General features: G+C 45.9%; 20 protein-coding genes. 16 read left to right on the top strand and 4 right to left on the bottom strand.

Annotated elements, in window-relative coordinates:
• Position 1: 1 nt before the first annotated feature.
• The 6 genes from asnS (at position 2) to MKY54_RS20930 (ending at position 5,096) form a co-directional block, all read left to right on the top strand.
• The gene (gene asnS, locus MKY54_RS20955; RefSeq protein ID WP_036676308.1) at positions 2–1,300 is read left to right on the top strand and encodes an asparagine--tRNA ligase; all 1,299 of its coding nucleotides are present in this window, start codon (positions 2–4) and stop codon (positions 1,298–1,300) included.
• 31 nt (positions 1,301–1,331) lie between these two features.
• Positions 1,332–2,084, top strand: coding sequence for a DnaD domain-containing protein (locus tag MKY54_RS20950; RefSeq protein ID WP_038572407.1), 753 nt, complete (start codon positions 1,332–1,334; stop codon positions 2,082–2,084).
• A 71-nt stretch (positions 2,085–2,155) separates the two neighbouring features.
• Entirely contained in the window at positions 2,156–2,764 is a 609-nt protein-coding gene (locus tag MKY54_RS20945) for a sigma-70 family RNA polymerase sigma factor (protein ID WP_305954008.1), read from the top strand.
• Positions 2,755–3,252, top strand: coding sequence for a hypothetical protein (locus tag MKY54_RS20940; RefSeq protein ID WP_339187817.1), 498 nt, complete (start codon positions 2,755–2,757; stop codon positions 3,250–3,252). Before MKY54_RS20945 ends, MKY54_RS20940 begins: the two co-directional genes overlap by 10 nt.
• A gap of 15 nt (positions 3,253–3,267) precedes the next feature.
• Entirely contained in the window at positions 3,268–4,374 is a 1,107-nt protein-coding gene (locus MKY54_RS20935; RefSeq protein WP_076127557.1) for a hypothetical protein, read from the top strand.
• Complete coding sequence (locus tag MKY54_RS20930; protein WP_081388300.1) at positions 4,371–5,096, top strand: hypothetical protein; 726 nt, start codon at positions 4,371–4,373, stop codon at positions 5,094–5,096. The genes MKY54_RS20935 and MKY54_RS20930 overlap by 4 nt, the downstream gene beginning before the upstream one ends.
• Positions 5,097–5,146: 50 nt before the next feature.
• Here the strand turns inward: MKY54_RS20930 and proC are convergent, their stop codons facing one another.
• From proC to proB, 3 genes are read right to left on the bottom strand one after another with little or no spacing between them, the layout of a single operon-like run.
• Complete coding sequence (gene proC / locus MKY54_RS20925) at positions 5,147–6,016, bottom strand: pyrroline-5-carboxylate reductase (RefSeq protein WP_076308388.1); 870 nt, start codon at positions 6,014–6,016, stop codon at positions 5,147–5,149.
• A gap of 49 nt (positions 6,017–6,065) precedes the next feature.
• On the bottom strand, positions 6,066–7,313 hold the full coding sequence (locus tag MKY54_RS20920) for a glutamate-5-semialdehyde dehydrogenase (protein WP_076192177.1): 1,248 nt from the start codon (positions 7,311–7,313) through the stop codon (positions 6,066–6,068).
• Positions 7,314–7,349: 36 nt separating this feature from the next.
• Positions 7,350–8,453, bottom strand: a complete 1,104-nt coding sequence (gene proB / locus MKY54_RS20915; RefSeq protein ID WP_076308387.1) for a glutamate 5-kinase — start codon at positions 8,451–8,453, stop codon at positions 7,350–7,352.
• Between the two features lie 432 nt (positions 8,454–8,885).
• On the opposite strand from proB, the gene MKY54_RS20910 reads away from it, so the two are divergent.
• Positions 8,886–9,083, top strand: coding sequence for a hypothetical protein (locus tag MKY54_RS20910; protein ID WP_076308386.1), 198 nt, complete (start codon positions 8,886–8,888; stop codon positions 9,081–9,083).
• 85 nt (positions 9,084–9,168) lie between these two features.
• On the opposite strand, the gene MKY54_RS20905 is transcribed toward MKY54_RS20910, so the two are convergent.
• Complete coding sequence (locus MKY54_RS20905; RefSeq protein ID WP_076101451.1) at positions 9,169–10,080, bottom strand: LysR family transcriptional regulator; 912 nt, start codon at positions 10,078–10,080, stop codon at positions 9,169–9,171.
• 669 nt (positions 10,081–10,749) lie between these two features.
• Here MKY54_RS20905 and leuC point away from each other — a divergent pair.
• The 9 genes from leuC to MKY54_RS20860 all read left to right on the top strand — a co-directional run bounded on the left by leuC (position 10,750) and on the right by MKY54_RS20860 (position 25,097).
• Entirely contained in the window at positions 10,750–12,174 is a 1,425-nt protein-coding gene (gene leuC, locus MKY54_RS20900; RefSeq protein WP_076127568.1) for a 3-isopropylmalate dehydratase large subunit, read from the top strand.
• A 29-nt stretch (positions 12,175–12,203) separates the two neighbouring features.
• Positions 12,204–12,806: a 3-isopropylmalate dehydratase small subunit gene (gene leuD / locus MKY54_RS20895; RefSeq protein WP_076127570.1), complete on the top strand. Its 603-nt coding sequence runs from the start codon at positions 12,204–12,206 to the stop codon at positions 12,804–12,806.
• Between the two features lie 186 nt (positions 12,807–12,992).
• Entirely contained in the window at positions 12,993–14,585 is a 1,593-nt protein-coding gene (locus MKY54_RS20890) for an N-acetylmuramoyl-L-alanine amidase family protein (RefSeq protein WP_081388299.1), read from the top strand.
• Positions 14,586–14,735: 150 nt separating this feature from the next.
• Entirely contained in the window at positions 14,736–16,178 is a 1,443-nt protein-coding gene (locus tag MKY54_RS20885) for an N-acetylmuramoyl-L-alanine amidase family protein (protein WP_076127574.1), read from the top strand.
• A gap of 116 nt (positions 16,179–16,294) precedes the next feature.
• Positions 16,295–16,954, top strand: coding sequence for a GerMN domain-containing protein (locus tag MKY54_RS20880; RefSeq protein ID WP_076308384.1), 660 nt, complete (start codon positions 16,295–16,297; stop codon positions 16,952–16,954).
• Positions 16,955–17,041: 87 nt separating this feature from the next.
• The gene (locus MKY54_RS20875; RefSeq protein ID WP_339187808.1) at positions 17,042–19,774 is read left to right on the top strand and encodes an S-layer homology domain-containing protein; all 2,733 of its coding nucleotides are present in this window, start codon (positions 17,042–17,044) and stop codon (positions 19,772–19,774) included.
• Positions 19,775–20,087: 313 nt separating this feature from the next.
• The gene (nth, locus tag MKY54_RS20870) at positions 20,088–20,768 is read left to right on the top strand and encodes an endonuclease III (RefSeq protein WP_036676333.1); all 681 of its coding nucleotides are present in this window, start codon (positions 20,088–20,090) and stop codon (positions 20,766–20,768) included.
• Positions 20,769–20,800: 32 nt separating this feature from the next.
• Positions 20,801–21,067: a hypothetical protein gene (locus MKY54_RS20865; protein ID WP_036676334.1), complete on the top strand. Its 267-nt coding sequence runs from the start codon at positions 20,801–20,803 to the stop codon at positions 21,065–21,067.
• A 343-nt stretch (positions 21,068–21,410) separates the two neighbouring features.
• Positions 21,411–25,097 carry a dynamin family protein gene (locus MKY54_RS20860; protein WP_339187806.1) on the top strand — a complete coding sequence of 1,229 codons (3,687 nt, stop codon included), beginning with the start codon at positions 21,411–21,413 and terminating at the stop codon, positions 25,095–25,097.
• Positions 25,098–25,239: the final 142 nt, after the last annotated feature.

Genomic DNA, 25,239 nt, shown 5'->3' with positions numbered 1-25,239 from the left:
CATGGCTAACAAGAGTGTAATCAAGAACGTGAATGAACATGTTGGAGAAAGTGTTGTTATCGGTTGTTGGGTAAACAACAAGCGCTCCAGTGGTAAAATTCAGTTCCTGCAGCTTCGCGATGGTACAGGTTATATTCAGGGAGTTGTAGTGAAATCAGAAGTGCCTGAAGAGGTATGGGATGCAGCTAAGAGCCTCACACAGGAAAGCTCATTGTATGTGACCGGTATTATTCGTGAGGAGCCTCGCAGTCAATCCGGTTTTGAAATGACTGTTACCGGAATTGAAGTTCTGCACCTTACAGAGAATTATCCAATTACTCCGAAAGAGCATGGCGTTGATTTCTTGATGGATCACCGTCACCTCTGGCTCCGTGCCTCGAAGCAGCGGGCTGTTCTGGTTATTCGTGCGGAGATTATCCGGGCAATCCAACAGTTCTTCAACGAGAGCGGATTTACAAAGGTGGATCCTCCGATTCTGACGCCAACGTCAGCAGAGGGAACTACTAACTTGTTCCACACGAAATACTTCGATGAGGATGCTTACCTGACCCAAAGCGGACAGTTATACATGGAAGCTGCAGCTATGGCACTGGGCCGTGTATATTCCTTTGGACCAACCTTCCGTGCGGAGAAATCTAAGACTCGTCGCCACTTGATCGAGTTCTGGATGATCGAGCCTGAAATGGCCTTCACAGATCATGAAGAAAGCTTGAAGGTTCAGGAAGAGTTTATTAGCTTCGTAGTACAATCCGTATTGAAGAATTGCCGTGCGGAGTTGGAAGCGGTAGGCCGCGATATTTCCAAGCTGGAGAATATCAAAGCACCATTCCCACGCATTACTTATGACGATGCGATCAAGTTCTTGAATGATAAAGGCTTTGAAGATATTGCTTGGGGTGATGATTTTGGTGCACCTCATGAAACAGCAATCGCTGAAGCATACGATAAACCTGTATTTATTACTCATTATCCTGCTTCATTCAAAGCGTTCTACATGAAGCCGGATCCAAATCGTCCTGAAGTCGTACTGTGTGCTGATATGATCGCTCCTGAAGGTTATGGAGAGATTATTGGGGGTTCACAGCGGATCGATGATCCTGCGCTGCTTGAAGAGCGTTATAAAGAGCACAATCTTTCGATGGACTCTTATAAATGGTACATGGATCTGCGTACTTACGGATCTGTACCTCACTCCGGTTTTGGACTTGGGCTTGAGCGTACTGTAGCTTGGATCTGTGGTCTTGACCATGTACGTGAGACTATTCCATTCCCACGTACACTGTACCGCCTCTACCCATAAGTTCTTAGGATTTGAACAAAGGGGGAAGCACATGGACGGCAAGACATGGAGTACCTGGAGCGAAGGCGTCTCCTTCGGTCTGGAGAACGGAATGGCCGTCATACCTTACGCTTTACTGAAGTATTACCGGAAGCTGAATTTAAGCGGAAGTGAAGCGATGCTGCTGATTCATCTGCTCTCCTTCAGGCAAGTGGAAGGGATTGAGTTCCCTTCTCTGGAGGAGCTTCAGGTCGTAACTGGTCGTAGCATTTCCGTTCTCGCCGGAGAATTGCAGAAGCTCATGAAGGAAGGTTTTATTAGCATCGATGGAGACAACGATGAGCTAAGAGATATCCATTATGAACGCTACAATTTCTCAGGGCTATATGGAAAGCTAGGTGCTTATCTTGCGACAGCTGTACAAGAAAATGAGCAAGATAAGGACAAGGGAGCATATGGAACATCAGCTCCCCGGGCTGCTGCGTCAGGTGGAGGATTCGGAACTCCCCCCACATCTCCTTCTTCACTTGGAGATAAAGAGGAGAGCCGGAATCTATTCAGTATTTTCGAGAAGGAATTCGGGCGCCCGCTGTCTCCAATGGAATGTGAGACGATTTCTAGCTGGGTGGATCAAGACCGATACCCTGAGGAGCTGATTCTGTTAGCACTCAAGGAATCCGTATTTGCGGGGAAGGTTCATTTTCGTTATATCGACCGGATATTGCTGGAATGGGCCCGTAACCGGGTCAAGAACGCTCAGGATGTTAAGACGTATACACAAAAATTCCGCAATGGTGGAAGATAGATCGTTTAGGAGAGAACCGTATTGCTTTAGCTATTGCTAGAGTCTGTACGGTTCTTTTTTTATTTTTTTAGATAAGTGCAGGGGGAGGCGAAGATCTCAGCGTCTATTGCTGTGGGAAGGAGGGGAGAGTCATTGAGGAAGAGCTATTAATCAAGCGGATTTGCCAAGGAGACGAAGATGCGTTTCGCCAGTTTGTAAATACATACAGTCAGCACATATACAAAATCACCTATTCTGTATTACGTGAAGTCAAAGGGGCTGAAGACGCTGCTCAGGAAGCTTTTCTTCAGATGTATAAATCTCTCCCTGACTACCGTTATCAAGGCTTAAAATCATGGATTACGCGGATCGCCTTAAATAAGGCTATTGATGCCAAACGTAAACGTGATCGGCTACGAGAGTTACCTGTTGACTATGAGCTTGTGCTGAGCCAGACACCTTCTAATGAGGAGGATGTACTAGCCACTGTTGTCCGTCGTGACCGGATGAATCGTCTGTCGGGTGAGATCAACAATTTACCGGAGGGTCATCGGGAAATTATGGTGGCTTATTATCTGGAAAATAAAAAATATGAGCAAATTGCTGCTGAAAATGAAATTACTTTGAAGACGGTGGAGTCCAGACTATATAGGGCGAGACAATGGATGCGAAAACATTGGAAGGAGGACGAATGGCTATGATGAAGAGTGGAGAAAACTTAATTCGCCGCGAGCAGGCAAAAGCTTATCTTGAAGGGCAAGAAGATAGTATAGAGCGAGATGAATGGGAACAATTGCTGCTCAAGGATGAAGACACATTTGTTTCATACATAGAGATGCTGGATGAGCTAAAGGAGGATCTGCCTTCATTGGAGAATTCGTCTGCTTTTACTGAGAGAGTTATGGGAGATTGGGTGGCTACGGTGAGATCTTCAGTAGTCATAGAAGAAGTAGCGGGGCAAGAAGAAGGATCACGGCGTTATCGCTGGTATGATAAAACAATCTTTCATTATGCCGTTGCTGCTTCGTTAACGCTGTTGATTATGTCTTCCGGGATGTTTGATAAGTTACTCACGGGTGAAATGGAGCTTATTGTCCCTAAGAAAGATAATTCGCCATCTTATAGCGAACAATTCATGCAAGCCACCAGCGGATGGTTGAGCCGGATTATGGACGGAAGACAGAAATGAGAGGAGAAATGAACAATGCAACAGCAGCGTAATAAAATTAAGGGTCTTTTTCTTAATATGATTCCTGGAGCAGGTCATTATTATATGGGAAGACGACCACAAGGGATTGTTTATTTTTTGCTAAGCTTTGGTGTGTTATTTATGTCATTCTTAATCGCTATGGCTGAAGGGGATGAGGGGATTCTGGCATTGGGCGTGATCGGATTCTTACTTCTATGGATTCTTTCGATGATTCATCTGGTGATTAAATTACTGCAAATGCCCACTCCAATTGTAGCGCCTGATGGATCAATGCTGGATTTTAGTTCTACTATGCCCGTAAAGACGGAGGATAATGAACGTGTGCATGTCATCTTATTGTCTTTCATTCCTGGATTGGGTCATTTTCATATGGGGCTGATGCAGCGTGGACTATCCTTTCTGATTTCATTTTTCGGATTCATGACCGTTATGTTATTCTTGGCTGGAATTACTTCGAGTGATGCATTTTTGCTGCTGTTTGGAGTATTGCCAGTAATTTGGCTGTATTGCATGTTTGATGCAGTTCAGTTGATCCATCGTAAACAAGCAGGAGAAATGCTTGTTGACCGCACATTATTCGAAGAGATGGAGGCTGGACGTGAGGAAGGACGACGCAGCAAAGTATTAGCGACATTACTATCCGCATTTCCTGGCGCTGGACAGATGTATCTGGGACTGCAAAAAAGAGGGCTCCAGCTCATGCTTCTTTTCTTAGGAAGTATCTATGTCATGGATCTATTGCGGTTAACATTGCTCTTTTTCCTTATCCCGGTCATTTGGTTCTATAGCTTATTCGATGGCTTACAGTTAGTTAGCCGATATGGACGTGAACCTTTGCAGGATAAGCCGGTTATCGAAGGTTTCTTAAATCATCAAGGCTGGCTCGGAGCAGTCCTGATGTGTCTCGGATTATACTTTATTGTTGTGAATGTCGCAGTTCCTGCCATCGATATCAGATTTCCAGAATGGCGGCTGGAATATCGCGTAAATGAATATTTTAAGACCATTGTCGTCTCCGTGTTATTGATTGGTGGTGGGGTGAAGCTGATGACTGGAAGTAAGAATAATAAAGGTAGAAAAGGGGCGGGGGGTCAATCTTGAATAATCCAGTAGAAGTAGAGCCGGGAGTCATGGTAACTAGCGAGTTTCCAGTGAACGAAGGGAAATCTAGAAGTTGGCGTGTAGGTACGTTGTCGATGGGACTGAGCCTTTTATTTCTCGGGGCATTAATAATGGTCTCGCAGTGGAAAGGAGCGGATGTGTTCGAGACAACACTTGCTTGGTGGCCGCTCATTTTTATCTTACTTGGTTTAGAAATTGTAATTTACACCTTATGGTTCCGTGGTAAAGGGAAAATGTACTATGATGTGCTAAGTGTTCTGTTCGTCGGATTTCTGGCAGTGTGCTGTTTAGTATTCGCAGGAGTCAGCTCTTTAGGATTAACACAGGAACTTAGACATGTGATCTCCTCTACGGAGGAGAATTATTCCTTGCCGGAATGGAAGGGGAATGTTCCACAGGGTGTAGGCACACTTATAATCCAGGCTGCCGAACCTTATGGAATTATGGTTGATCGAACGGCTGGGAACGAGTTGAATGTATTTGGGAGTTATTCCACGGCAGAAGGGCAACTCAAGCAAGAGCAAGAGAAGCGGCTGTTGCAAACTAAGCAAGTTGGAGACACATTTTACGTCATCTTAGGAGACATACCTAGACATCTAGTATTCGATAACTCCAGGAATGCATTGAACGTGACCGTTGCGGCTCCTGTAAATCTAAAGGTAATCGTAAGAGATAATTATGGAAATGTTGTAACAAGGTAAAAAAAGATCGCTTCCCACCCGATGAGGGGATGGGCTGCGATCTTTTTTGGTTAAGAACGAAGCTCTTTCTCTAGGGCAGCACCCATTTCACGTGAGCGCTCGGCACATCGGTTAACGGCAGCAATCACAGTTTCAAAGAATTCCCCTCGTTCAAGCACTTCTATAGCTGCTTGTGTTGATCCGTTAGGGGAAGTAACCTTCTTACGAAGTGCTGCGGGTTCTTCTCCCGTCTGTTGTACCATTCGGGCAGCTCCCAGCACAGTTTGAACAGTTAATTCGGTGCTTTGATCAAGTGGTAGCCCACCACGGATACCAGCGGCGATCATGGCTTCCATCATGTAATAGATATACGCAGGCCCGCTGCCTGAAATTCCGGTCAAGGTTTCCATACGTTCCTCATCAATGACTGTTGTAAGCCCGACAGCCTCAAAGATATTAAGAGCAAGGCGACGGCCTCTTTCGTCTACTTCTTTGGAGAAGGCTAGACCAGTGGCACCCAGACCGATGGAACTGGAGGTGTTAGGCATTGTGCGAACAATAGGCTGTGCTTTGCCAAGTAGACCTTGAATGGTTCGAATAGATAGACCTGCAATGACAGAAACTACGATTTGATCCGGAGAAAGAAGCGGGCCTAGTCCGCGTAAGGATTCGGCAGCATCTTTAGGTTTCATTGCCAGTACTATTACTGGTGCGTTCCGTAAGTATTCTACTTTTTGTTCGGGATCATTTGTGCCTATTACACCATAACGGCTTTTTAATTCTGCCAGACGTTCACTGCTGCTGCGATTGAGCATGATGACATTATCGGGCTTTACGATATTGCGGCTAATCATCCCGCGAACGATGGCTTCTGCCATGGAGCCTGCGCCATAAAAAACAATATTATGATTCATGAGTGGAACTGAAGGTTGCTGACACATGGCTAAAATCCTCCTAAAAGTTGTGTGATAGAATACTTAAACGTGTATACTAACCCCGAATTTGTCCCGTTCCGTAGATCTTATATTTGGTTGAAGTTAGTGCAGGCAGACCCATCGGGCCACGTGCGTGGAGTTTCTGGGTACTAATACCAATCTCTGCACCGAATCCAAATTCAAAGCCATCCGTGAAGCGGGTTGAGGCATTGTGATAAACAGCGGCAGCATCCACTTCTTGTAAAAAGCGTGTGGCGTTCTCCTGATCTTCCGTTACGATACATTCCGAATGTTTCGTGCCATACTGGGCGATATGCTGCATAGCTTCTTCCATATCACTGACGATTCTAATATTAAGGATATAATCATTGTATTCTGTAGCATAGTCTTCTACGGTTGCAGGTAATACCCATGGGACATGAGAGATGGTTTGTTGACAGCCACGAAGTTCTACATGAACCTCACGGAATGCTTCGGCTAAGGATAACAGATATTTGCTCGCGTAATCCTGATGAACGAGTAGTGTTTCCATAGAGTTACATACCGAAGGGCGCTGAGCTTTGGCATTTAAACTAATGTCCTGTGCCATTTCTGGCAAGGCAGTTGCGTCGAGATAAGTATGGCAGATGCCTGCTCCAGTTTCAATTACGGGAACGGTTGCGTTAAGGACTACATTTTGAATAAGAGAGCTGCCTCCGCGCGGGATAATCACATCTAAAAGTCCGTTCAGCTTTAGCATTTCATCTACTGAAGAACGATTTGGGTCTTCAATCAGCTGAAGCGCGTTAGGCGGCATTGAGGTTTCAGCAAGAGCATTGTGCAGAACCTCGACAATTTTACGGTTGGAGGACAGGGCAGAGGAGCCCCCGCGCAGCACAACAGCGTTGCCGGTTTTGAGACATAGACCCGCAGCATCAACAGTCACATTGGGACGTGCTTCGTAGATGATGCCGATCACACCAAGCGGAACGCGCAGCTTCTGGATGTTGAGGCCGTTAGGACGTTCAATGCTTTCTAGCGTGTCACCGATAGGGTCCGGTAATACAGCGATTTGTTGCAAGCCTTCGGCAATGCTGTTAATCCGGTCAACATCTAATGCCAGCCGGTCGAGCATGGATTCCGGAGTTCCATTAAGTCTTCCTCGTTCCAAATCCTCCGCGTTGGCGGTGATAATGGCGGGAGCTTCGCGGCGAAGTGCATCGGCCATGACCAGCAGTGCTTCATTCTTCTGGCCAGTTGTTAAGCTTGCTAGAACTCCTGTTGTCTCCTTGGCTAATTTACTCTTATTAATAACTTCACTCATGACGTTTCCTCCCTATATTTGAATTGAAAAAAATGCTTATCTCAGTGTAATCCATTCGTCACGGTGAATGACCTCAAGCCGGTGTACTTCTCCCAGCTTCGGTACAATTTCACGGCTTGGCAGACCTTGAATGCTGCGCAGCTGAGCATCATCGTAATTTACAATCCCACGTCCAAGCAATTTGGAGTCGGGTCCAAGGACTTCTACAACATCTCCTGCGTGAAAACTACCTTCTGTCTGTTTGACGCCTACAGGCAACAGGCTGTGTCCGCCATGTAGCAAAGCTTCTACAGCCCCTTCGTCCACGTATAGGGAGCCGAGAGGGGTAGACATAAAGCCTAGCCATTGTTTTTTGACGGGAAGAGAGGATAGCTTCGTTGCAAAATAAGTGCCCCTGCCTTCTCCCGTTGCAGCAAGCTGTAAATCACCAGGTTCGGTGGCTCTCCCGACAAAGACAGGAACACCACCCCGAGTAGCAATCTTGGCCGCATCGATTTTGGATCGCATACCGCCTGTTCCAACACTAGAGCCAGCTCCACCAGCAATAGCATATATCTCTGGTGTAATGTCATCTACGAACTGATAACGGACAGCATCCGGATGCTTGCGGGGATCTCCACTGTATAAACCATCCATGTCGGTTAAAACAAGCAGTCTAGAGGCTTTTAACAGGTTAGCTACGAGCGCAGAGAGGGTATCATTATCGCCAAATTTCAGTTCATCTACGGAGACAGTGTCATTCTCGTTAAATACGGGCACCGCTCCTTGACGAAGTAGCTCTTCTACAGTCATCATAGCGTTATTCATGGCTCTGCGGCTGCAGAAATCGGTGCGAGTCAGCAATATTTGCGCGGTAGTAATTCCATGCTGGGCAAAAGCTTCCTGATAAGCCTGCATCAGCAGTACCTGACCCACAGCCGCAGCGGCCTGCTTCTCATGCAGCAGCTTCGGACGTGCTGGATAACCGATACTGCGGAAGCCGGCGGCTACCGCACCAGAGGTTACTAACAACACCTCACAGCCGTTTTTCTTCAACTCGGCAATCTCTGAGGCAAAAAAGGAGACTGCTTCACGATTCAAGCCGCCCTCGGGTCCGGTCAGCGAGCTGCTGCCTATTTTGACCACGATTCGCGTCATCATTTCTATCCACATCCTCTTCGTTTATTAAGTCCTGAAAACAACAAAAAGCCCCCATCCTTAGACTTAGCAAAGGACGAAAGCTTATAAACTTCCGCGGTACCACCTTTATTGATGAGGGATCATCCGACTTCATTCTCATAACGGGAGGATCCGTCCTGTTAGACACAGGCCGCTCGGGGGTAGGATTCGGAACGAAAACCGCGGTAAATTCTTTCAGCCTGTCGGAATCTACTCTCTAGGCGCGGTTAGACTCATTCTTACTGGTCCCGTCTGCACGTTTCACTTATTTTCAATAGAATACCATGGAGCTGGTTGCATTGCAAAGGGAAAACGTAGGATATATTTCTTCATGCAGAAAGCTCTATATATTATGTTTAACCTCAAAGAGAAGGGGTAAAGAACTTATAATCTGTTACCAGGAGGTGGATTAAATTGACTAAAGACAACAATGCCGAGCAGGGACAGAATCAAGATTCAAACGAAGTAGCAGAGCTTCAGAATAGTGTGACTCGTGAATTTGTGGAAGAGCACACCGGGGCTCCAATTGATAAGGGATTGGCTGATTCAAGTAAAGCACGTGTGTCGGATGATCAGAACCGCCTGATTACACAGCGTAATTTGCGTAAATAATCTAGTACTGTTAAAAGAGGTTTACCTGAAAAAGTGCCCCGGCAACCACGCGAATGGTTACTGGGGCACTTTATTTGTATATATTCTATTCTTCCGTTAATTCAGACACGGTTGATTTGAATGTTTCTACAAAAGCCTTTGCGGCCTTGGATAAATATCGTCCGCGTCGATATGCTACAACTAGCGTACGACTAGGCACCGGATCAGCGAGCGGTAAGTAGACTGGAACAAATTCACTCCGCGGTGCACGAGCGATAAAACGAGGAACAAGAGTCACGCCCATACCTGTTGCCACTAGGGATTGAACGGTTTCCATATTATTGCTCTCGAAAACGATTCGTGGCTCGAATCCGGCTTTCCGGCACAGCTCCACAGTCATTTTGCGGAAGCCCTGACCTTCCTTAAGTACGATGAAAGGTTCGTCCTTAAGCTCTTCAAGTGAGGTCCGTGTTCCATCTAAGATTCGTTTAGCGAGCGGATGTTCAGGAGGGACGGCAAGATCAATTCTTTCCTCTCCAAGCTCTTCATAAGCTAGAGCAGGAATTTCGAGGGGTAAGGAGAGCAGGCTTAAATCGGTCTGACCACTTGCCGTGAGCTTCTCTAGGTTCATCGACGAGTCTTCTAGCAGCGTAATTTCTACCTCAGGATAATTTTGTTTGAAAACTGGAAGCACATGCGGCAGAAGATGTGCTCCTGTAATCGGCATACTGCCCACAACTACACGTCCAGTGCGCAGTTCTGATATGTCGGACATCTCTTGTCGCAACAGCTCCACTGCGTCAATGATAATCTGGGCTTGTTCAACGAATTTAGAACCTGCGTAGGTCAGCTCAACTGAGCTGGTATTACGCTGAAAAAGCATTACGCCGAGCTCTTTTTCCAGTTTGGAAAGCTGCTGGCTGAGCGAGGGCTGGGCAATATGCAGCTTGTCCGCTGCACGTGAGAAGTTTTTTTCGGCTGCGATTTGCAGCACATACTGCAGTTGTCTCAGTTCCATATATGGACTCCTTAGGGAAATGATTTACTTATAAGTATATCCTATTGGATTATAGTTTTGTATAGGCAACCCGAAGGAGCATTCACTTCTTCACTCCCCAGAATCTGCCGGGCCTGTTTTCAAGAATTATCCCTACTACACTGATCGAAGTATCCGATACCCTCCCGCAGTATATTTATTGCGCCGGATCTTGAGAGTATCTATGAGATAACTGCATTATGTGCAGCTATTTCGTATGCAAAAGGGATGATTTTGGTTTTAAGTGTATTCTATACAACTAAAAAGCAGAGTTCCCAGCTATAGGGCGATAATTCAAGAAAATAGCTGCACAAAATACACTTATATTCATTAACGAATGATTCACAGGAATATAGCTGTACAAAATACAACTAAATGCTCCTACACCTCAAGCTTGCGCATTGCTCCTACACATCCCGCTTGCGCATTGCTCCTACACATCCCGGTTGCTCAACGCTCCTACACATCCCGCTTGCGCAACGCTCCTACATATTGTGCCTCAATATACCCTAACTCAGCTTATAGGTTCAGACTATCACTTTTATAGATATCATATCTTGGAATTATAAAGACAGGGGTGTTATATTTAGATCATTCAAGAGAGACTCCACGCTCTCTTCCAATGAACGATTCTATTAATGAGGTGAAATTATGAGCAACAAGACAATGTTTGAGAAGATTTGGGAGAATCACGTTATTCATCAAGAGGAAGGCAAACCTAGCATTATTTATATTGATCTGCATTTGGTTCATGAAGTTACTTCTCCGCAGGCTTTTGAAGGGCTTCGCCTCAGCAACCGGAAGGTTCGCCGTCCTGAGCTGACTTTCGCAACGATGGATCATAACGTACCAACTAAAGATCGTTTTAACATTAAAGATCCAATCTCCAAGCAGCAAATTGATACCCTTTCTAAGAACTGTGCTGATTTTGGTGTAAGACTGTTCGATCTGAACGATATTGATCAAGGCGTCGTACACGTAATGGGTCCTGAAATCGGGTTGACACATCCTGGTAAAACTATCGTTTGCGGCGACAGCCATACCTCCACGCATGGTGCATTCGGCGCGCTGGCATTCGGTATCGGAACTAGTGAAGTTGAACATGTAATGGCTACCCAATGTTTGCAGCAATCCAAAGCTAAGACTATGGAAGTACGCTTTACAGGCAAACGTAACCCTGGCGTAACAGCAAAAGATATGATCCTGGGTGTTATTGCTAAATACGGTACTGATTTTGCCACAGGTTATGTAATTGAGTATACAGGCGAAGCTATTCGTGAATTGTCGATGGAAGAACGTATGACTGTCTGCAATATGTCGATCGAAGGCGGAGCAAGAGCTGGCTTGATTGCCCCTGATGAAACTACTTTTAATTATCTGCGTGGACGTCAATACGTACCGCAAGGCGAAGCTTATGATGCTGCTGTAGAAGCATGGAAGAGTCTTGTAAGCGACGAGGGCGCCCAGTACGATACGGTTGTTGAATTTGATGTGGAAACATTGATTCCACAAGTGACCTGGGGGACTAGCCCGGGCATGGGAACTGACATCAACTCCAGCGTTCCGAATCCGGCGGACTTCACCACTGAAAATGAACGTAAAGCTGCTGAAAAGGCGCTTGAATATATGGATTTGACTCCTGGAACACCTATTTCTGAAATTCCGATCGATTATGTATTTATCGGTTCCTGCACTAACGGACGGATCGAAGATTTGAGAGCTGCAGCAGTGGTAGCTAAAGGTCATAAGGTGTCTGAAAAGGTTACTGCCATTGTTGTTCCAGGCTCGGGCCGTGTTAAGATGCAGGCTGAGAAAGAAGGACTTGATAAAGTCTTTACTGACGCTGGCTTTGAATGGCGTGAAGCGGGATGCAGCATGTGCTTGGCCATGAACCCGGATGTTCTGCAGCCTGGACAACGCTGTGCATCTACCTCGAACCGTAACTTTGAAGGACGCCAAGGACGCGGAGGACGTACGCATCTTGTATCTCCAGCTATGGCAGCCGCAGCTGCGATCAAAGGTCGTTTCACTGATGTACGTGATTGGAATTATAAGACGGAAGCCGTCAGCTCATAGAACTAGAGAGAACACGGGAGGATAAAACTATGGATGCTTTTAAAAAATTAACAGGAATTGTTGCACCAGTTGACCGGGTAAATGTAGATACGGATGCGATTATTCCAAAACAGTTTTTGAAACGGATTGAACGGACGGGATTTGGACAGTTTTTGTTCTATGAATGGCGTTTTGATGAAGAAGGTAACGATAATCCAGCCTTCGAAATGAATAAACCACGTTATCAAGGGGCTTCTGTTCTGATCTCACGCGCTAACTTTGGCTGTGGGTCCTCTCGGGAGCATGCACCATGGGCGATTATGGATTACGGGTTCAGAGTTGTAATTGCACCTTCTTATGCGGATATCTTCTACAATAACTGCTTTAAGAACGGCATTCTGCCGATCAAGCTTTCGGAAGAGCAAGTGGATGAATTGTTCAAACGGACAGCTGAGCATGAGGACTACAAGCTGACAGTTGATCTTGAGAACAATGCTTTACAAGATGAATTCGGACTGAGCATCAGCTTTGATCTGGATGAGCACCGTCGTCAATTCCTGCTGCAAGGCTTGGATGATATCGGTTTGACCCTTCAACATGCGGATGAAATTGCTGCTTATGAAGAGCGTCATGCTGCAAAGCTATTCTCTTAAAAAGAGGATATAACTGGTCTGATTCTTAAACTTTACAAAAAATACGCAAAACTTCTATTTCCGGGTGTCGGAAATAGAAGTTTTTTTGCTATAATCGATATATTCATTGGTCATTAAGGAAACATTTGGTGATTTCTGTCGTCTAAATACTTATCTAGGATCTATTACTTGCAGAAGGAGCGGAAAATGAGAATGAGAAGAGCTGGGCTTCGTGTATTGCTGCTTTTGTTACTGCCTTTATTATTTTTAACATCCACCGGACAAGAAGCTGCCGCAGCTGGTAGCAGCACAGGCAGAATTATTATGGACAATCAGGAACTTGCTTTGCCAAAAGGAATTAAACTCGAAAATGTAAATGGTAGCGTTATGATTCCGGTCAGAGTGGTAGTAGAGAATCTTGGATTCGAGGTGTTATGGGAGCAGCAGACCCGGAAAGTAACCGTTCACCAGGATGGTAAAAGCATTGAGCTGGCGGTAGGACGGAAAACAGCTGATGCAGATGGGGTGACATTTGATTTAAATGCAGCTCCTAAGCAGAGTGGCGGCACAGTACTTGTTCCAATTCGTTTCGTAAGCGAGCAGTTCGGCTTAAAGGTGGGCTGGGATAATGTTGATAAAACCGTCTATTTGACAGGTGGACAAGTTAGCAATCCTGCAATGACACCTGAGGGGAATACTACCAATCCAACAGCAACTAATACACCTGCTCCAACTCCAAGTGCTACGCCGGGAAATGACAACGGGACAACTGCTGGCAGTGTAGTAACTTCACCCAGCCCGACACCAGTTCCACAAACAACTACGGCACCGGGAAGCACAGCAGGAATTCCAACAGGCCCTCTAGTAAACGGGGCAGTATTCACTGAGAACCGACTTATTATCGCTGTGTCGGGGGCTACTAAGCCAAACGTTACAAAAATGAGCAACCCTGATCGAATCGTCGTAGATTTTCCGGGTGCTGCGTTCGATCCGAATTTCATTGGAAGTCTTACGGGTGTTACCACCACTGGCGGTCCACAAGGTAAGCTGGACGTTGCCGGCTACCCGCTCGTTTCTGAGATCCGTTATGCACTGTTCAGTGTGAGTCCTTCCACTGTCAGATTCGTAATTCAAACGGTTGGAAATCAACCGTACCAGCTTAGTACGGATGAAAGCACCGGGCTTGTTACGATTGATTTGAATGTAACTAACAACGGAGGCAACACCACAGGGGCTAATGGAACGTTAGGTAAGCCAATTGTAGTTCTAGATGCGGGTCATGGCGGAACTCAATCAGGAGCTGTCAGTCTCACAGGTAAGCTGGAAAAAGACTTCAATCTGGCCGTCATCCGCAAAGTACAAACACTGTTAACGCAGGAAGCATTAGTTGACGTGGTGTTTACTCGAACTGACGATGCTACATTGGGGCTTCAGGATCGCGTGAAAATTGCGGAGGCTGCTAAAGCGAATCTCTTTATTTCAGTGCACGCGAATTCGCTAGAGGTTGGATATCCAAATAGAGATAAAATAAATGGCAGTGAAACCTATTATTCTCGCAGTGATAGTCTGCCTCTTGCTCAGATTATGCATAAGCATTTATTAGCCGCTACTGGTTTTAAAGACAACGGGATTCGTACGAAAAGCCTTCATGTTACACGGGAAACCACAATGCCAGCAGTCTTGCTAGAGGTAGGATATCTTACAAATTCAGGAAATGAATCGGCGATGTATAGTGAGCAGCTTCAAGAGAAATTAGCGAGAGAAATTGTTGCCGGAATTAAGGAATATCTGGGGCTTTAACACTTGCGGTTGGTGAGATTTCTCAATTTTTATGGAATATATTCGCAACCTTTATAGATTACCAGCGTCTAATAGAGGTCTGAGGTTGACGGAGACAGGGGCACCACGATCGCCATTCACAGGCGAATACTAGATTCTTAGAGGTGAAGAATGAAGAAATTCAGTTTGATGTTGTTATTGTTGCTCTTTGTGTTGGTTTTGCCTGAGCATGGACATGCTGCTGCCGCGAATAGCAAGATTTATCTAGACGGCAAAGAGATTACTGCAGGGCAAAAAGTACCGGTTGAAAATGTGAATGATACTATCATGGTACCGTTGAGATTGATCTCCGAGAGTCTTGGTTATACCGTGGGCTGGGATCAAAAAAGCAAAACGGTGACGATTGAACAGCAAGGGAAGGTCATCAAACTTATTGTTAATCAAAAGACAGCTTCGGTTGATGACAAAACAGTACAGCTTACCACTGCGCCTGTCCTGCGGAGTGATACGACACTTGTACCTATACGGTTCATAAGTGAGCAGTTTGGTCTCACCGTCACTTGGGATAATGCGAAGAAGATCGTGTATCTTATTACCCCAGGATCCTCAAATGAAAACGGCAGTTCTGATGGGAACTCTGGAAATGGTGGATCTGAAGTTGTTGTTCCGCCGGTAGATCCTACTAAAAATTTAACCATGATAAATGGTTTGAGCTTTAGCGAGAATCGTTTGAGCATTGCGATGGAAGGTAATTCCGAGCCAAAAGTAAGTGTAATGACAGGGCCGGATCGGTTAGTTATTGATTTTCCTAATGCCACTTTCTCAGATCTGTTTGGTACGGGACAAGTTCTTGATCCTGATCTGAATGGTAAACTGGAAGTGAAGGATTATCCTGATGTATCAGGTGTCCGGTATTCGCTTTATAGCTCCAATCCTTATACTGTACGTTTTGTAATTGATTTGAATTATCCTAAGAATTATAACATCAGCGTATCTGGGACGGATTCTAAGTTGGTTATCATTGACCTGAATGCAGAAAGTACGGATGATACTTCAACACAGCCAGGTAATGATGGCAAGAAGCTCGTAGTACTGGATGCGGGGCACGGAGCTAAAGATTCTGGTGCAGTAGGAGTAACAGGAAAATACGAAAAGAATTTTAATTTAGCTATAGTACTTAAGACAGCAGCATTGCTGAAAAAAGAAAGTAATATCGATGTCGTACTGACGCGCAGTGACGATACATTCTTGGAGCTCAAGGATAGAGCAGCTATGGCTAATAATTTAAAAGCAGATCTATTCATTTCTGTACATGCCAACAGTTCCGCATCTTCTGCGGCAAGCGGGACAGAAACGTATTATCAGCGGGAAGCCAGTAAGGCCTTAGCGAAAGTAATGCATAAGTATCTTGTTGAGGCTACAGGGCTTAGTGATCGCGGTGTACGATACGGGAATTTCCATGTCATTCGTGAAACGAAAATGCCTGCTGTTCTACTTGAAGTAGGATACCTTAGCAATAAGAAGGATGAGACATTGCTCTTTACGGAAGCATTACAAAACAAAGTTGCTGCTTCAATAGTGAGTGGAATCAAGGAATATTTGGGTATAAAATAACAGACCAGTGGCAGACGAGCGCCGCAAAGTCAGCTTTCTGCTTTTATCTATAAAAAGGCAAGAAGTGGTTTTGCGGTACCTGTCTGCCCGTATTCATCTAGAGGAGGCGTTTATTAATGTTTAAACAAAAATGGACTATGGTTGGGGTTGCTGCGCTGCTTCTACTAGTGATTGCTGGCTGTGGAGATAAGCCTACTGCAGCTCCTGCTAATGGAGTGGAGCAAGATACTACAAACGTTGTAAGTGGTGAGGGAGAAAGTACCCCAGCTCCGTCTGATGATCAGGAAACCGAAGTGGCTAGTACTCCGCAACCGACAGCAGATAATACTAATGTAGAAACTCAGCCGTCTTCGAAGCCGGTAGAAAATGAGACACAAAAGCAAAGCCAGAGTATTGAAGTTTATTACACTGATTCGCAAATTATGAATTTAGTGCCTGCTAAGACTACGATTAACTACTCTGACGATGTTGAGAAATATACAGAAACGTTCAAAGCACTGCAAAGTAGTGAAAATACAGATCTTATACCTTTATGGGGAAAAATTGAACTGAAATCATTAAAATTTGTAGAGGGTCAAATCGTAATGGATATTCACAAACCAGATGAAGCTCAGCTTGGTGCGGGTGGAGAATCCTTTGCCATTACTTCACTTGCCAAAACTTATTTTCAATTTGCGGAAGTAAAGAGTATCGAAGTTTTAGTTGATGGTGAAAAGGTAGAAAGTCTAATGGGCCATGTGGATCTATTGCATCCTATGACTAGAGATAATTCTTAATTGGTTATGCAACAAAGGAATTAGGCATCTAGCTGACGAATTTTTAAACATACTATTTATTTGAGTCATAGAGAGGGGAATAATCTATTGTCCGCGCAAAAAAGGTCAAAACGTCCATTGAAGGCTTATTCTAATAAAGCAGTGTCGGCTGTTATGGCTGGTGTTATGGTTTTTGGTGGTGCAAGTGCAGTGTTTGCAGACACAGCTGCCACTACACCGACATCAACCACTACACAATCTGTAGGGATTTTTAGCGATGTGAAGACAGGCTTCTGGGCTGAAAAACATATTTATAAACTCGCTTCACAAGGAATTGTGGTTGGGAATAATGGATTGTTCCGTCCGGGTGATTCTGTAACTCAGCAGGAAGCAGTGCTTATGGCCCTGCGGTTTATGAAGCTGCAGGATAAAGTGGATGCTTCTTCTGCGGTAGCATTGCCTACAGATTTTAAGGTTACGAATTATTACAAGGATTATGTTGTGTTAGCTTTTCAACAAGGATTACTCGATAAAGCAACCGAAATGGCTCCAGATAATCTGAAGACTTCTTGGGGAGAGCGTAAAGCATCCCGGGAATGGATTGCGGAGCTGTTAATCCGCTCCCTTGGAAAAAGCGCAGATGCAGCAGGGGCCGCTAGTGAGCCAACAGGCTTTGCGGATGATACCAAAGTGTCTGCCAACAAACGTGGTTACATCAACGTTGCCGTTGATTTAGGCCTAGCAAACGGACTTGACGGCAATCGTTTTGATCCGCAAGGTGCTGTAACACGTGCGCAATTGGCGACTTTTTTCAGTCGTGCTGAAGCTCACAATACGGTTGAATACGACAACACGGTATCAGGAACGATCAGTCAATTAGCAGATGGGAAACTATCCGTTTATAACAACGGAAAGACTTCTACATATACCCTGGGAGCAAGCACTGCTTATTACACAAGTGCTTCTGAAAGCAGAATCAATCTAAGTGATGTCCAACCCTACACTAAGGTTACTGTAATTGGCGCGACATATAACGCGGCTTATGTTGAAGTGACTGACCCTACACAACAAGTAGAGACTCTGTCAGGAAACTTTGCCATGGTAGCTCCAGGTAATAAGCTTTGGTTAAAGTCACCAACAGGGTTCACTGAATACTACTACGATGAGACTACTTCCTTTGTGGATGTAAATGGAGCTGGAATTGAACCTGCTTCGCTGGTAACAGACAGTGTAGTTTCACTGCAACGTGAAACGTACAGTGGTTTGCATAAAGTAGTGAAGGTTCAGGTGACTTCAGGGGTCATTAACAAAACAACAACAGGCACCATTCAAAGTGTAGATCTTACTGGCAAAAGCATTACTTTCAAAAATACCGCGGGTACAGTAGAAACTTTTAAATGGGAAGATGAGACTTCATTATTCAGCTCCCAAGCATCAGTGCTGAAACCTGCAGATTTGAAGACAGGTAATGCGGTGAAATATACGATTCAAGATAATGTGATCCGCACTGTAGAAGTGACGGAAGGTGTTGAACGGACAGTTGAGGGGGTACTTACCGAGCTGACTAGTTCCACAGTTGTTTACAAAAAAGCAGACGGAAATCGTGAGGTTAAACTGCTTGGCACTAAACCGACGATTGTTATTCCGAACATGAGTGGAGCAGTAGCTGATGATCTTATTGCTGATGCAGTAGGTGGGGACAAGATTCAGGTTACCTTAAACAGCAGCGATCAAGTTACCAAAATTGAAGTGTTAAGCCGCCAAATTGAGCAGTATAGTGGAGCAACAATTGTGGATTATAATAGCAAAACACAGCTCCTTACAGTTATGGACAGCAGCAAAAAAGCCCATGTGGTTCAGTTGGATGAGAAAACAAAGCTGATTTATGAAGGTGCATTGCCTAACTTAACTAATATGGGTGCGAAACTTATCGAGAACCGCAAAGTTAATCTGAAGGCAATAGGACAGCGGGCTTTGTCTTTGGAAATTGTCACAAAGTACGAAGGAACTTTAACAGCTGTTAATTCTACGTCGAAAACTCTTGTTTTGAAGCTTAATGATGGACAAAGTTTAACGATGCCTTATCCGCAACTTGTTGATCTCTTTGGTAAGACTAGTCCTTCCCTAAGTGATATTCCTATTGGAAGCAATGTAACGGCTTCACTGACTACAGGTCAGGATCTGATAGCGGTATTGAAAGTGAAGACTGTGCTGCAAGTTGAAGCGGCAACCGTGAATTCTGGAACCAACCGTTTGGGCATCAAATGGAATGGGGGAACCAGTGATATTAATACTTTGGCAATCCCGTTGACCAATGAAGCTGGTGAGAGCATTAAGCTAACGGATTTAAAAGCGGGAGATTATCTTAATGTGACCTTTGATGGTAGCTCACCGCTGGCTATTCAAGCAGTTAAGCTCACAACAGGTCAGGTAAGTTCTGTAGATGCCGCTGGGAATAGCGTAGTCGTGAAGGATTATGCTGGAGCTGCACAGACCTTAGCGGTAAGTGGAGGAGTCAAAATCATTCGTGACGGCTCGACAACGACTGCTCTTAGCAACTTGACGGCAGGGGACAGAGTAGAGATTCGCAAGGATCCGGATGGATCTACAACGATTCGTATTATGTCTCAGCTCAGTAGAACATTCTCACGTTATGAGAGTGCAACAAACTCATTGGTGACGAAGAGACCTAATTTGAACGATAAATATCAATTTTTTGTTCCTGCTAATGTTTATATTCATCAGGGAGATTCGACTTTATCCGTGCAATCTTTGAAAGAAAATGATAATATTATAATGTATTTCAATAATGATATTTTGGTTGAAATTGTGAAACAATAGTTGCAATGGTGGATTTCTGAGTGAATCACCGTCTTGACACAGGGGGCTTTACCTGCGTCAAGACGTTTTTTTTGAAATATAAGAAAGTATAAGTATTGCTCCTATACTGTATGTCTTATATTTCTCGCTTAAACGCTTACTGTTCTTATTAGGACAATCCAGGCGTTAATACTTGAAATATAATGCCAGTATCGTATGTGTTGAAATGTATGAATCCATACGTTATAATACATACTTTGCTTATATTTCTAACATTTGAGGTGAGACGCTCGATAGAATTTTCTGAGCGTTTTTGCTCCGTGGAGGGGACACTATGAAAGCTGCAGACGTCCGCCACATTTTGGATACGATTGGAGATTTGTTTCCGGATGCACATTGCGAGCTGAATCACAGTAACGCTTTTGAATTGACAATAGCGGTGCTGCTGTCAGCCCAATGTACGGATGCAACGGTGAACAAAGTGACCGAGGACCTGTTCCAAAAGTACAAAGCCCCCATCGATTATATTTCTGTGCCGCTGGAGGAATTGGAGGGGGATATCCGGCGCATCGGCTTATATCGTAACAAAGCTAAGCATATCCAAAGCCTGTGCTCTATACTCATAGAACAGTATGGCGGAGAAGTGCCTGAGGCACATGACTTGCTTGTAACGTTGCCAGGAGTAGGTCGTAAAACCGCTAATGTAGTAGTATCCAACGCATTTGGAGTTCCTGCCATTGCTGTGGACACTCATGTGGAGCGGGTTGCTAAACGACTTGCTTTGGCAGGCTGGAAAGATTCTGTGCTGGAAGTGGAGAAAAAGCTGATGAAGGCTGTGCCACGTGATGAATGGACGCTCACGCATCACCGGCTAATCTTTTTCGGACGATATCACTGTAAGGCTCAGAATCCAAAATGTCAGGTTTGTCCGCTCCTTGATGTATGTCGAGAGGGCAAAAAACGTATGAAAACGGCTGTCGTCAGGAAAGCTAAAGATCATACGCCAAAAAGTTAAAAGTTAGAGTTGAAGAAGAGGATGGGATAGAGATGAAATGCATTTCTGTATACACAGATAATTTTGAGGTATTCTCGGATATTTTTGACCGCGTAGTGGAAAGCCCGCTGGAAGAAAATGAAGAGCAAGAAGTAGAGGGCATTACGATCAGTCATTCCGGTGATGTGCCTGAGCACTATCTGGAACGTATGTCTGTAAAACCAGAGGTTGTCGTAATGAGAGACAAATCTCGTGGATTGACTATTCTGCAGCACGGAAAAGTATTTGAAATTCTGTTGCCTGTTTTGGAAACTGCATAATTGAGAAGTGACCTGAAATGGAGTCGGCCCTTGGGGCTGGCTCCTTTTTTATTGAATATCCTTATATTTCTACGAGAAACGACTGTTGGCTTTACAGGACGACAACCTCGCTTCTTTTTTGGTATCATTTCGTAGGAGATGATAGGTTATTTTGTAAGTAGTGTGTATTTAATTTGTGTCAAACTGGTGATAAACTGTAATTATTATTTATAAAAAATGTTCCGCGCTAAAGTTCAGAAATTGTACCTATATAAGTTTTGCATAAAAAAGAGCTTAAATCAGTATTCAAGAATGGATTAAGATCAGTGCATGATTAGAAGGTAACTGTGGAGGTGGAATGTCTGTGGGAGCGGAACGGGTTAAAATTCAGAGAGAGACATTAAGTGAAACAGCATCGCTGCTTTCCCAGCTGAAAGATTTAATGCGCCACTGGGGCGACGAGAGTGCTGAACGAATATATGAAGATTTACAAAATAAAGAGGGTGGGAATGAACTGACCCTTGCTTTTTGTGGGCATTTTTCGGCAGGGAAATCCAGCATGATTAATCTTTTATGCGGTAGCTCAGTGTTACCTTCCGGACCTGTGCCGACTAGTGCCAATATTGTTTCTATTCGCAGCGGGGCTCCACGAGTGCTTATCTATCCAAGGGTTGAGGGAAGTGAAAATGAATCTGCCCCTGTAGAGACAACACCAGAAAGATTACAGGAATATTGTCGAAATGGCGGAGAATATTCCGCGATTGAAGTCTGGAATGAGATTCCTCTTCTAGGGAAGCATGGTGTTCTATTGGATACGCCTGGCGTAGATTCGACGGATGATGGTCACCAGGCGGCCACTCGTTCCGCGCTGCATTTAGCTGATGTCGTCTTTTATGTTATGGATTATAACCATGTACAGTCAGAGAATAATTTGGCTTTTGCCAAAAATCTTAGTGACTGGGGCAAACCGCTCTATCTTATTGTTAATCAGATAGACAAGCATAGAGAACAAGAAATTTCCATTGAAGAATATAAACGCCAGCTTGAAAATGCTTTTGAGCAGTGGGGGATTCATTGTGCGGGGATTCTGTTTACCTCACTCAAAATGAAAGAGCACCCACTGAATCATTGGGATAATCTGCTGAACCTTATAACAGAGCTGTTGGAGCACAGGGAACAATTGCTTCAATATAGCTTGTCACGTTCCATTCATCATACAGCAGATTCTTCGCTAACCGCGTTCCGTGAAGACCAGCAGGAGGAGCGGGAAACTTTTTTAGCTGAGCTAGAGGGTGCAGAGGTTACAGTTGTGATGGAAGAGCTGAAATCGCTGGAAGAAGAGAAGGCACTGCTTGAGGAGCTGCCTCAGCAATCACGAGCTAGCCTGCGAAGTGATCTTGATGCCTTACTCAATAATGCTAACTTAATGCCTGCGGATGTTAGAGAGGCGGCAGGGAGCTATGTGGAGAGTGTCAGCCCAGGCTTCCGCTTAGGTTTGTTCTCTACAGCCGGACGGCGGGAGAAGGAACAAGGCAAACGACTGGATGCCTGGCAAGGATTACTGGTCCGAGAGGTTTCCGCTCAGCTGGAATGGCATCTGATTCAGCTGGTACGTCAATGGGCGGAGAATCTCGGACTGTGGGCAGAGGAGGCAGAGACGACTCTGAAGCAAGGGTTCCCGGCGGTGAGCCAGGAATGGCTGGCGGCTGCAGTTAAGCCGGGAACGGGGAATAGCGGCGAGGCGCTGCTCAATTTCTGCCGCACACTTGCGGCAGATCTGAAGAGCCAATTCCGCCGCGCTGCGCTGTTAGTTGGCGATGAGCTCCTGGCGAAGCTGCCATCGCTTATCGAGGAGCAGCGTGCGGAACTCCAGCGCCGCGATCAGGCCCTTACGCGGCAGGCGAGCGCTGCCCGCGCGCTAGCCGCCCTGGACCGCGCGGCTGACGCCCGCGCGCACGAGCTAGCGGCGCTGCTGCCGCCGCGCCGGACCCTCACCCCCGGCATCCTGCCGGAGGTGAGGGTCACCCCGCGTGCGGCTGCGCAGAGCGCCGCACCGCGGGAGACCCAGCCGCGCGAACGCGCCGCGGCTGGAAGTGCCGCCGCCGCAAGCTGGGCGGCGGGAACGGCTTCGCCGGCGGGCGGACGCCGCCGGCTCTCGGCAGCCGCTGACGCGCTGGCGGCTGCGGCAGAGCTGCTGCGCCGCGAGCCAGCGATGGCATCGGCGGCGCGCAGTCTGGCCGCACGGGCGGAGGATCTCGCCGGCGGCCGCTTTACCCTTGCGCTGTTCGGTGCGTTCAGCGCAGGCAAATCTTCCTTCGCCAACGCTTTGCTCGGCGAAGAAGTGCTGCCCGTGTCGCCACACCCTGCCACGGCCGCAGTTAACCGCATATTGGCGCCGGAAGGAGACTTCCGCCATGCCAGCGCGGTTGTAACGATGAAGAGCATGGCGGATTTCTGGGATGACATCTGCCATTCCTTCAGCGTGCTGCAGCTTGGAGAGCCGCAACAGGATACGTGGACAGCAGTACTTGCGAGCCTGCCAACACGGGGAATTCACCCCTCTGCGCTGCCGCATGCAGGATTTCTAAGAGCCGCAGCATCCGGTTGGGCTGAAGCTGAGCCGCTATTAGGAACGGTGCGGACGGTTGATTTGGATGAATATCGAAACCTAGTTGCGGAAGAGACCCGGGCTTGCTTCGTGCAAGGGATTGACCTATATTATGCCTGTCCTTTGACGGAGAGCGGGATTGTGCTCGTAGATACACCAGGAGCAGATTCACTGCATGCACGCCACACTGGCGTAACCTTTAGTTACATGAAAAATGCGGATGCGATCTGTTTTGTGACCTATTATAACCACGCCTTTTCGAAGGCGGATCGCGGCCTCTTGGCCCAGCTGGGCCGCATTAAAGATAGCTTTTCTCTCGATAAAATGTTCTTTATTATTAATGCCTCCGATCTCGCTTCAAGCGAAGAAGAACTAGATGAGGTTAAAGCACATGTCGTTCAAAATCTGCGTGCCGGAGGTTTGCGGTCTCCGAGAATCTATGCTTTGTCCAGCTTGCTTGCTCTAGAAGCTAAAACTCAACATAATCACGATCTTTATGAAACCTCCCGCTTCAATGAATTTGAGCAAGCATTATCCAGCTTTGCTGGTGATGAGCTTCCACAGCTTTCACTTAACGCAGCTGCTGAGAGCATCGCATCGGTTCGGCGCCGGGCTGAGGAATGGCAGAATCTGGCTTCCAAGGCGGCGAACGAGCGTGAAGCCGGGTTAAAAGAACTGCAGGAAAGGCGGCAGTTCGCCATGAAGCGGTTATCTCTTTTGGAGACTGAGGAACGTCCTAGCAGAGATCTTATTCATGAAAGTGAAGAACTGATCTATCATGTGTGCCAGCGGATTAGCTTCTCCTTCAACAGAAATTTTCAGGAATCTTTTCATCCCTCCTTACTGCGTGAGGATGCAGGGAATTTAAAAGCCATTTTCTCTGCCTGTGGTGCCGAACTAATGCGTACTACTCAGCGCGAGCTTGAGCAAGAGCTATGGGCAACAACGCTGCGGCTAGAGAGCACGGGACGCAGGCTTGTACATGAAGCTGCTGAAGCGGCAGCTACAGAGCTACTCTTTTCCACGGAGGAATTTCATCTTATGGAGAATGAGGAGCAGGCTTGGCCATCTCCTAAGGATCTGGAATGCCAGCTTCAGCCTGTGCAGTGGTCCGCTTTATGGGGCCATTTCAAATCCCCGCGTTATTTCTTTGAGGGAACTGGGCGGGAGTTGGTCAAAGGTGCGGCAGAGCCGCTTTTGAAAGAAGCGGTTAATCTTGCAGCGGCAGAGCAGAAGGAAAAATTAATCGCTCATTACGTCGAGAATATCAGCAGAGAATTAAAATCTGCTGCCGAAAGCCTGCAAGAAGGGCTTGCGGAGCAAGAGAAAGCGATGTTAGATCTCCTTAAAGGGGGTGAGACTGCAGATCATTGGGGCCAAATAAGCCACCAATTATCACGTCTAGAACAAACTTTCGTTGATAAAGTCGACAAAGTTCTGTGAAGTTTGTAGGAAAATGTCGAAGAACACTTGCAATCTGGCGTATGATGGATGAAAATAAAGAAGCCTGAAAATATACAATGAAACTGTTACGTTTTCTGAAATTCATAAAAACGAGACAGTCAATTTGCCGAAAGAGGTTGGA

The organism is Paenibacillus sp. FSL P2-0121 (assembly GCF_037975345.1).
Lineage (GTDB): Bacteria > Bacillota > Bacilli > Paenibacillales > Paenibacillaceae > Paenibacillus_AQ > Paenibacillus_AQ odorifer.
This window is presented reverse-complemented; position numbering and strand designations above follow the sequence as displayed.

What these genes read in the sequence shown, in the direction of transcription:
- asnS (WP_036676308.1), top strand. Translation starts at nt 2, where the DNA reads ATGGCTAACAAGAGTGTAATCAAGAACGTGAATGAACATGTTGGAGAA.
- MKY54_RS20950 (WP_038572407.1), top strand. Translation starts at nt 1,332, where the DNA reads ATGGACGGCAAGACATGGAGTACCTGGAGCGAAGGCGTCTCCTTCGGT.
- MKY54_RS20940 (WP_339187817.1), top strand. Translation starts at nt 2,755, where the DNA reads ATGGCTATGATGAAGAGTGGAGAAAACTTAATTCGCCGCGAGCAGGCA.
- MKY54_RS20935 (WP_076127557.1), top strand. Translation starts at nt 3,268, where the DNA reads ATGCAACAGCAGCGTAATAAAATTAAGGGTCTTTTTCTTAATATGATT.
- proC (WP_076308388.1), bottom strand. Translation starts at nt 6,016, where the DNA reads ATGTGTCAGCAACCTTCAGTTCCACTCATGAATCATAATATTGTTTTT.
- MKY54_RS20920 (WP_076192177.1), bottom strand. Translation starts at nt 7,313, where the DNA reads ATGAGTGAAGTTATTAATAAGAGTAAATTAGCCAAGGAGACAACAGGA.
- proB (WP_076308387.1), bottom strand. Translation starts at nt 8,453, where the DNA reads ATGATGACGCGAATCGTGGTCAAAATAGGCAGCAGCTCGCTGACCGGA.
- MKY54_RS20905 (WP_076101451.1), bottom strand. Translation starts at nt 10,080, where the DNA reads ATGGAACTGAGACAACTGCAGTATGTGCTGCAAATCGCAGCCGAAAAA.
- leuC (WP_076127568.1), top strand. Translation starts at nt 10,750, where the DNA reads ATGAGCAACAAGACAATGTTTGAGAAGATTTGGGAGAATCACGTTATT.
- leuD (WP_076127570.1), top strand. Translation starts at nt 12,204, where the DNA reads ATGGATGCTTTTAAAAAATTAACAGGAATTGTTGCACCAGTTGACCGG.
- MKY54_RS20890 (WP_081388299.1), top strand. Translation starts at nt 12,993, where the DNA reads ATGAGAATGAGAAGAGCTGGGCTTCGTGTATTGCTGCTTTTGTTACTG.
- MKY54_RS20885 (WP_076127574.1), top strand. Translation starts at nt 14,736, where the DNA reads ATGAAGAAATTCAGTTTGATGTTGTTATTGTTGCTCTTTGTGTTGGTT.
- MKY54_RS20880 (WP_076308384.1), top strand. Translation starts at nt 16,295, where the DNA reads ATGTTTAAACAAAAATGGACTATGGTTGGGGTTGCTGCGCTGCTTCTA.
- nth (WP_036676333.1), top strand. Translation starts at nt 20,088, where the DNA reads ATGAAAGCTGCAGACGTCCGCCACATTTTGGATACGATTGGAGATTTG.
- MKY54_RS20865 (WP_036676334.1), top strand. Translation starts at nt 20,801, where the DNA reads ATGAAATGCATTTCTGTATACACAGATAATTTTGAGGTATTCTCGGAT.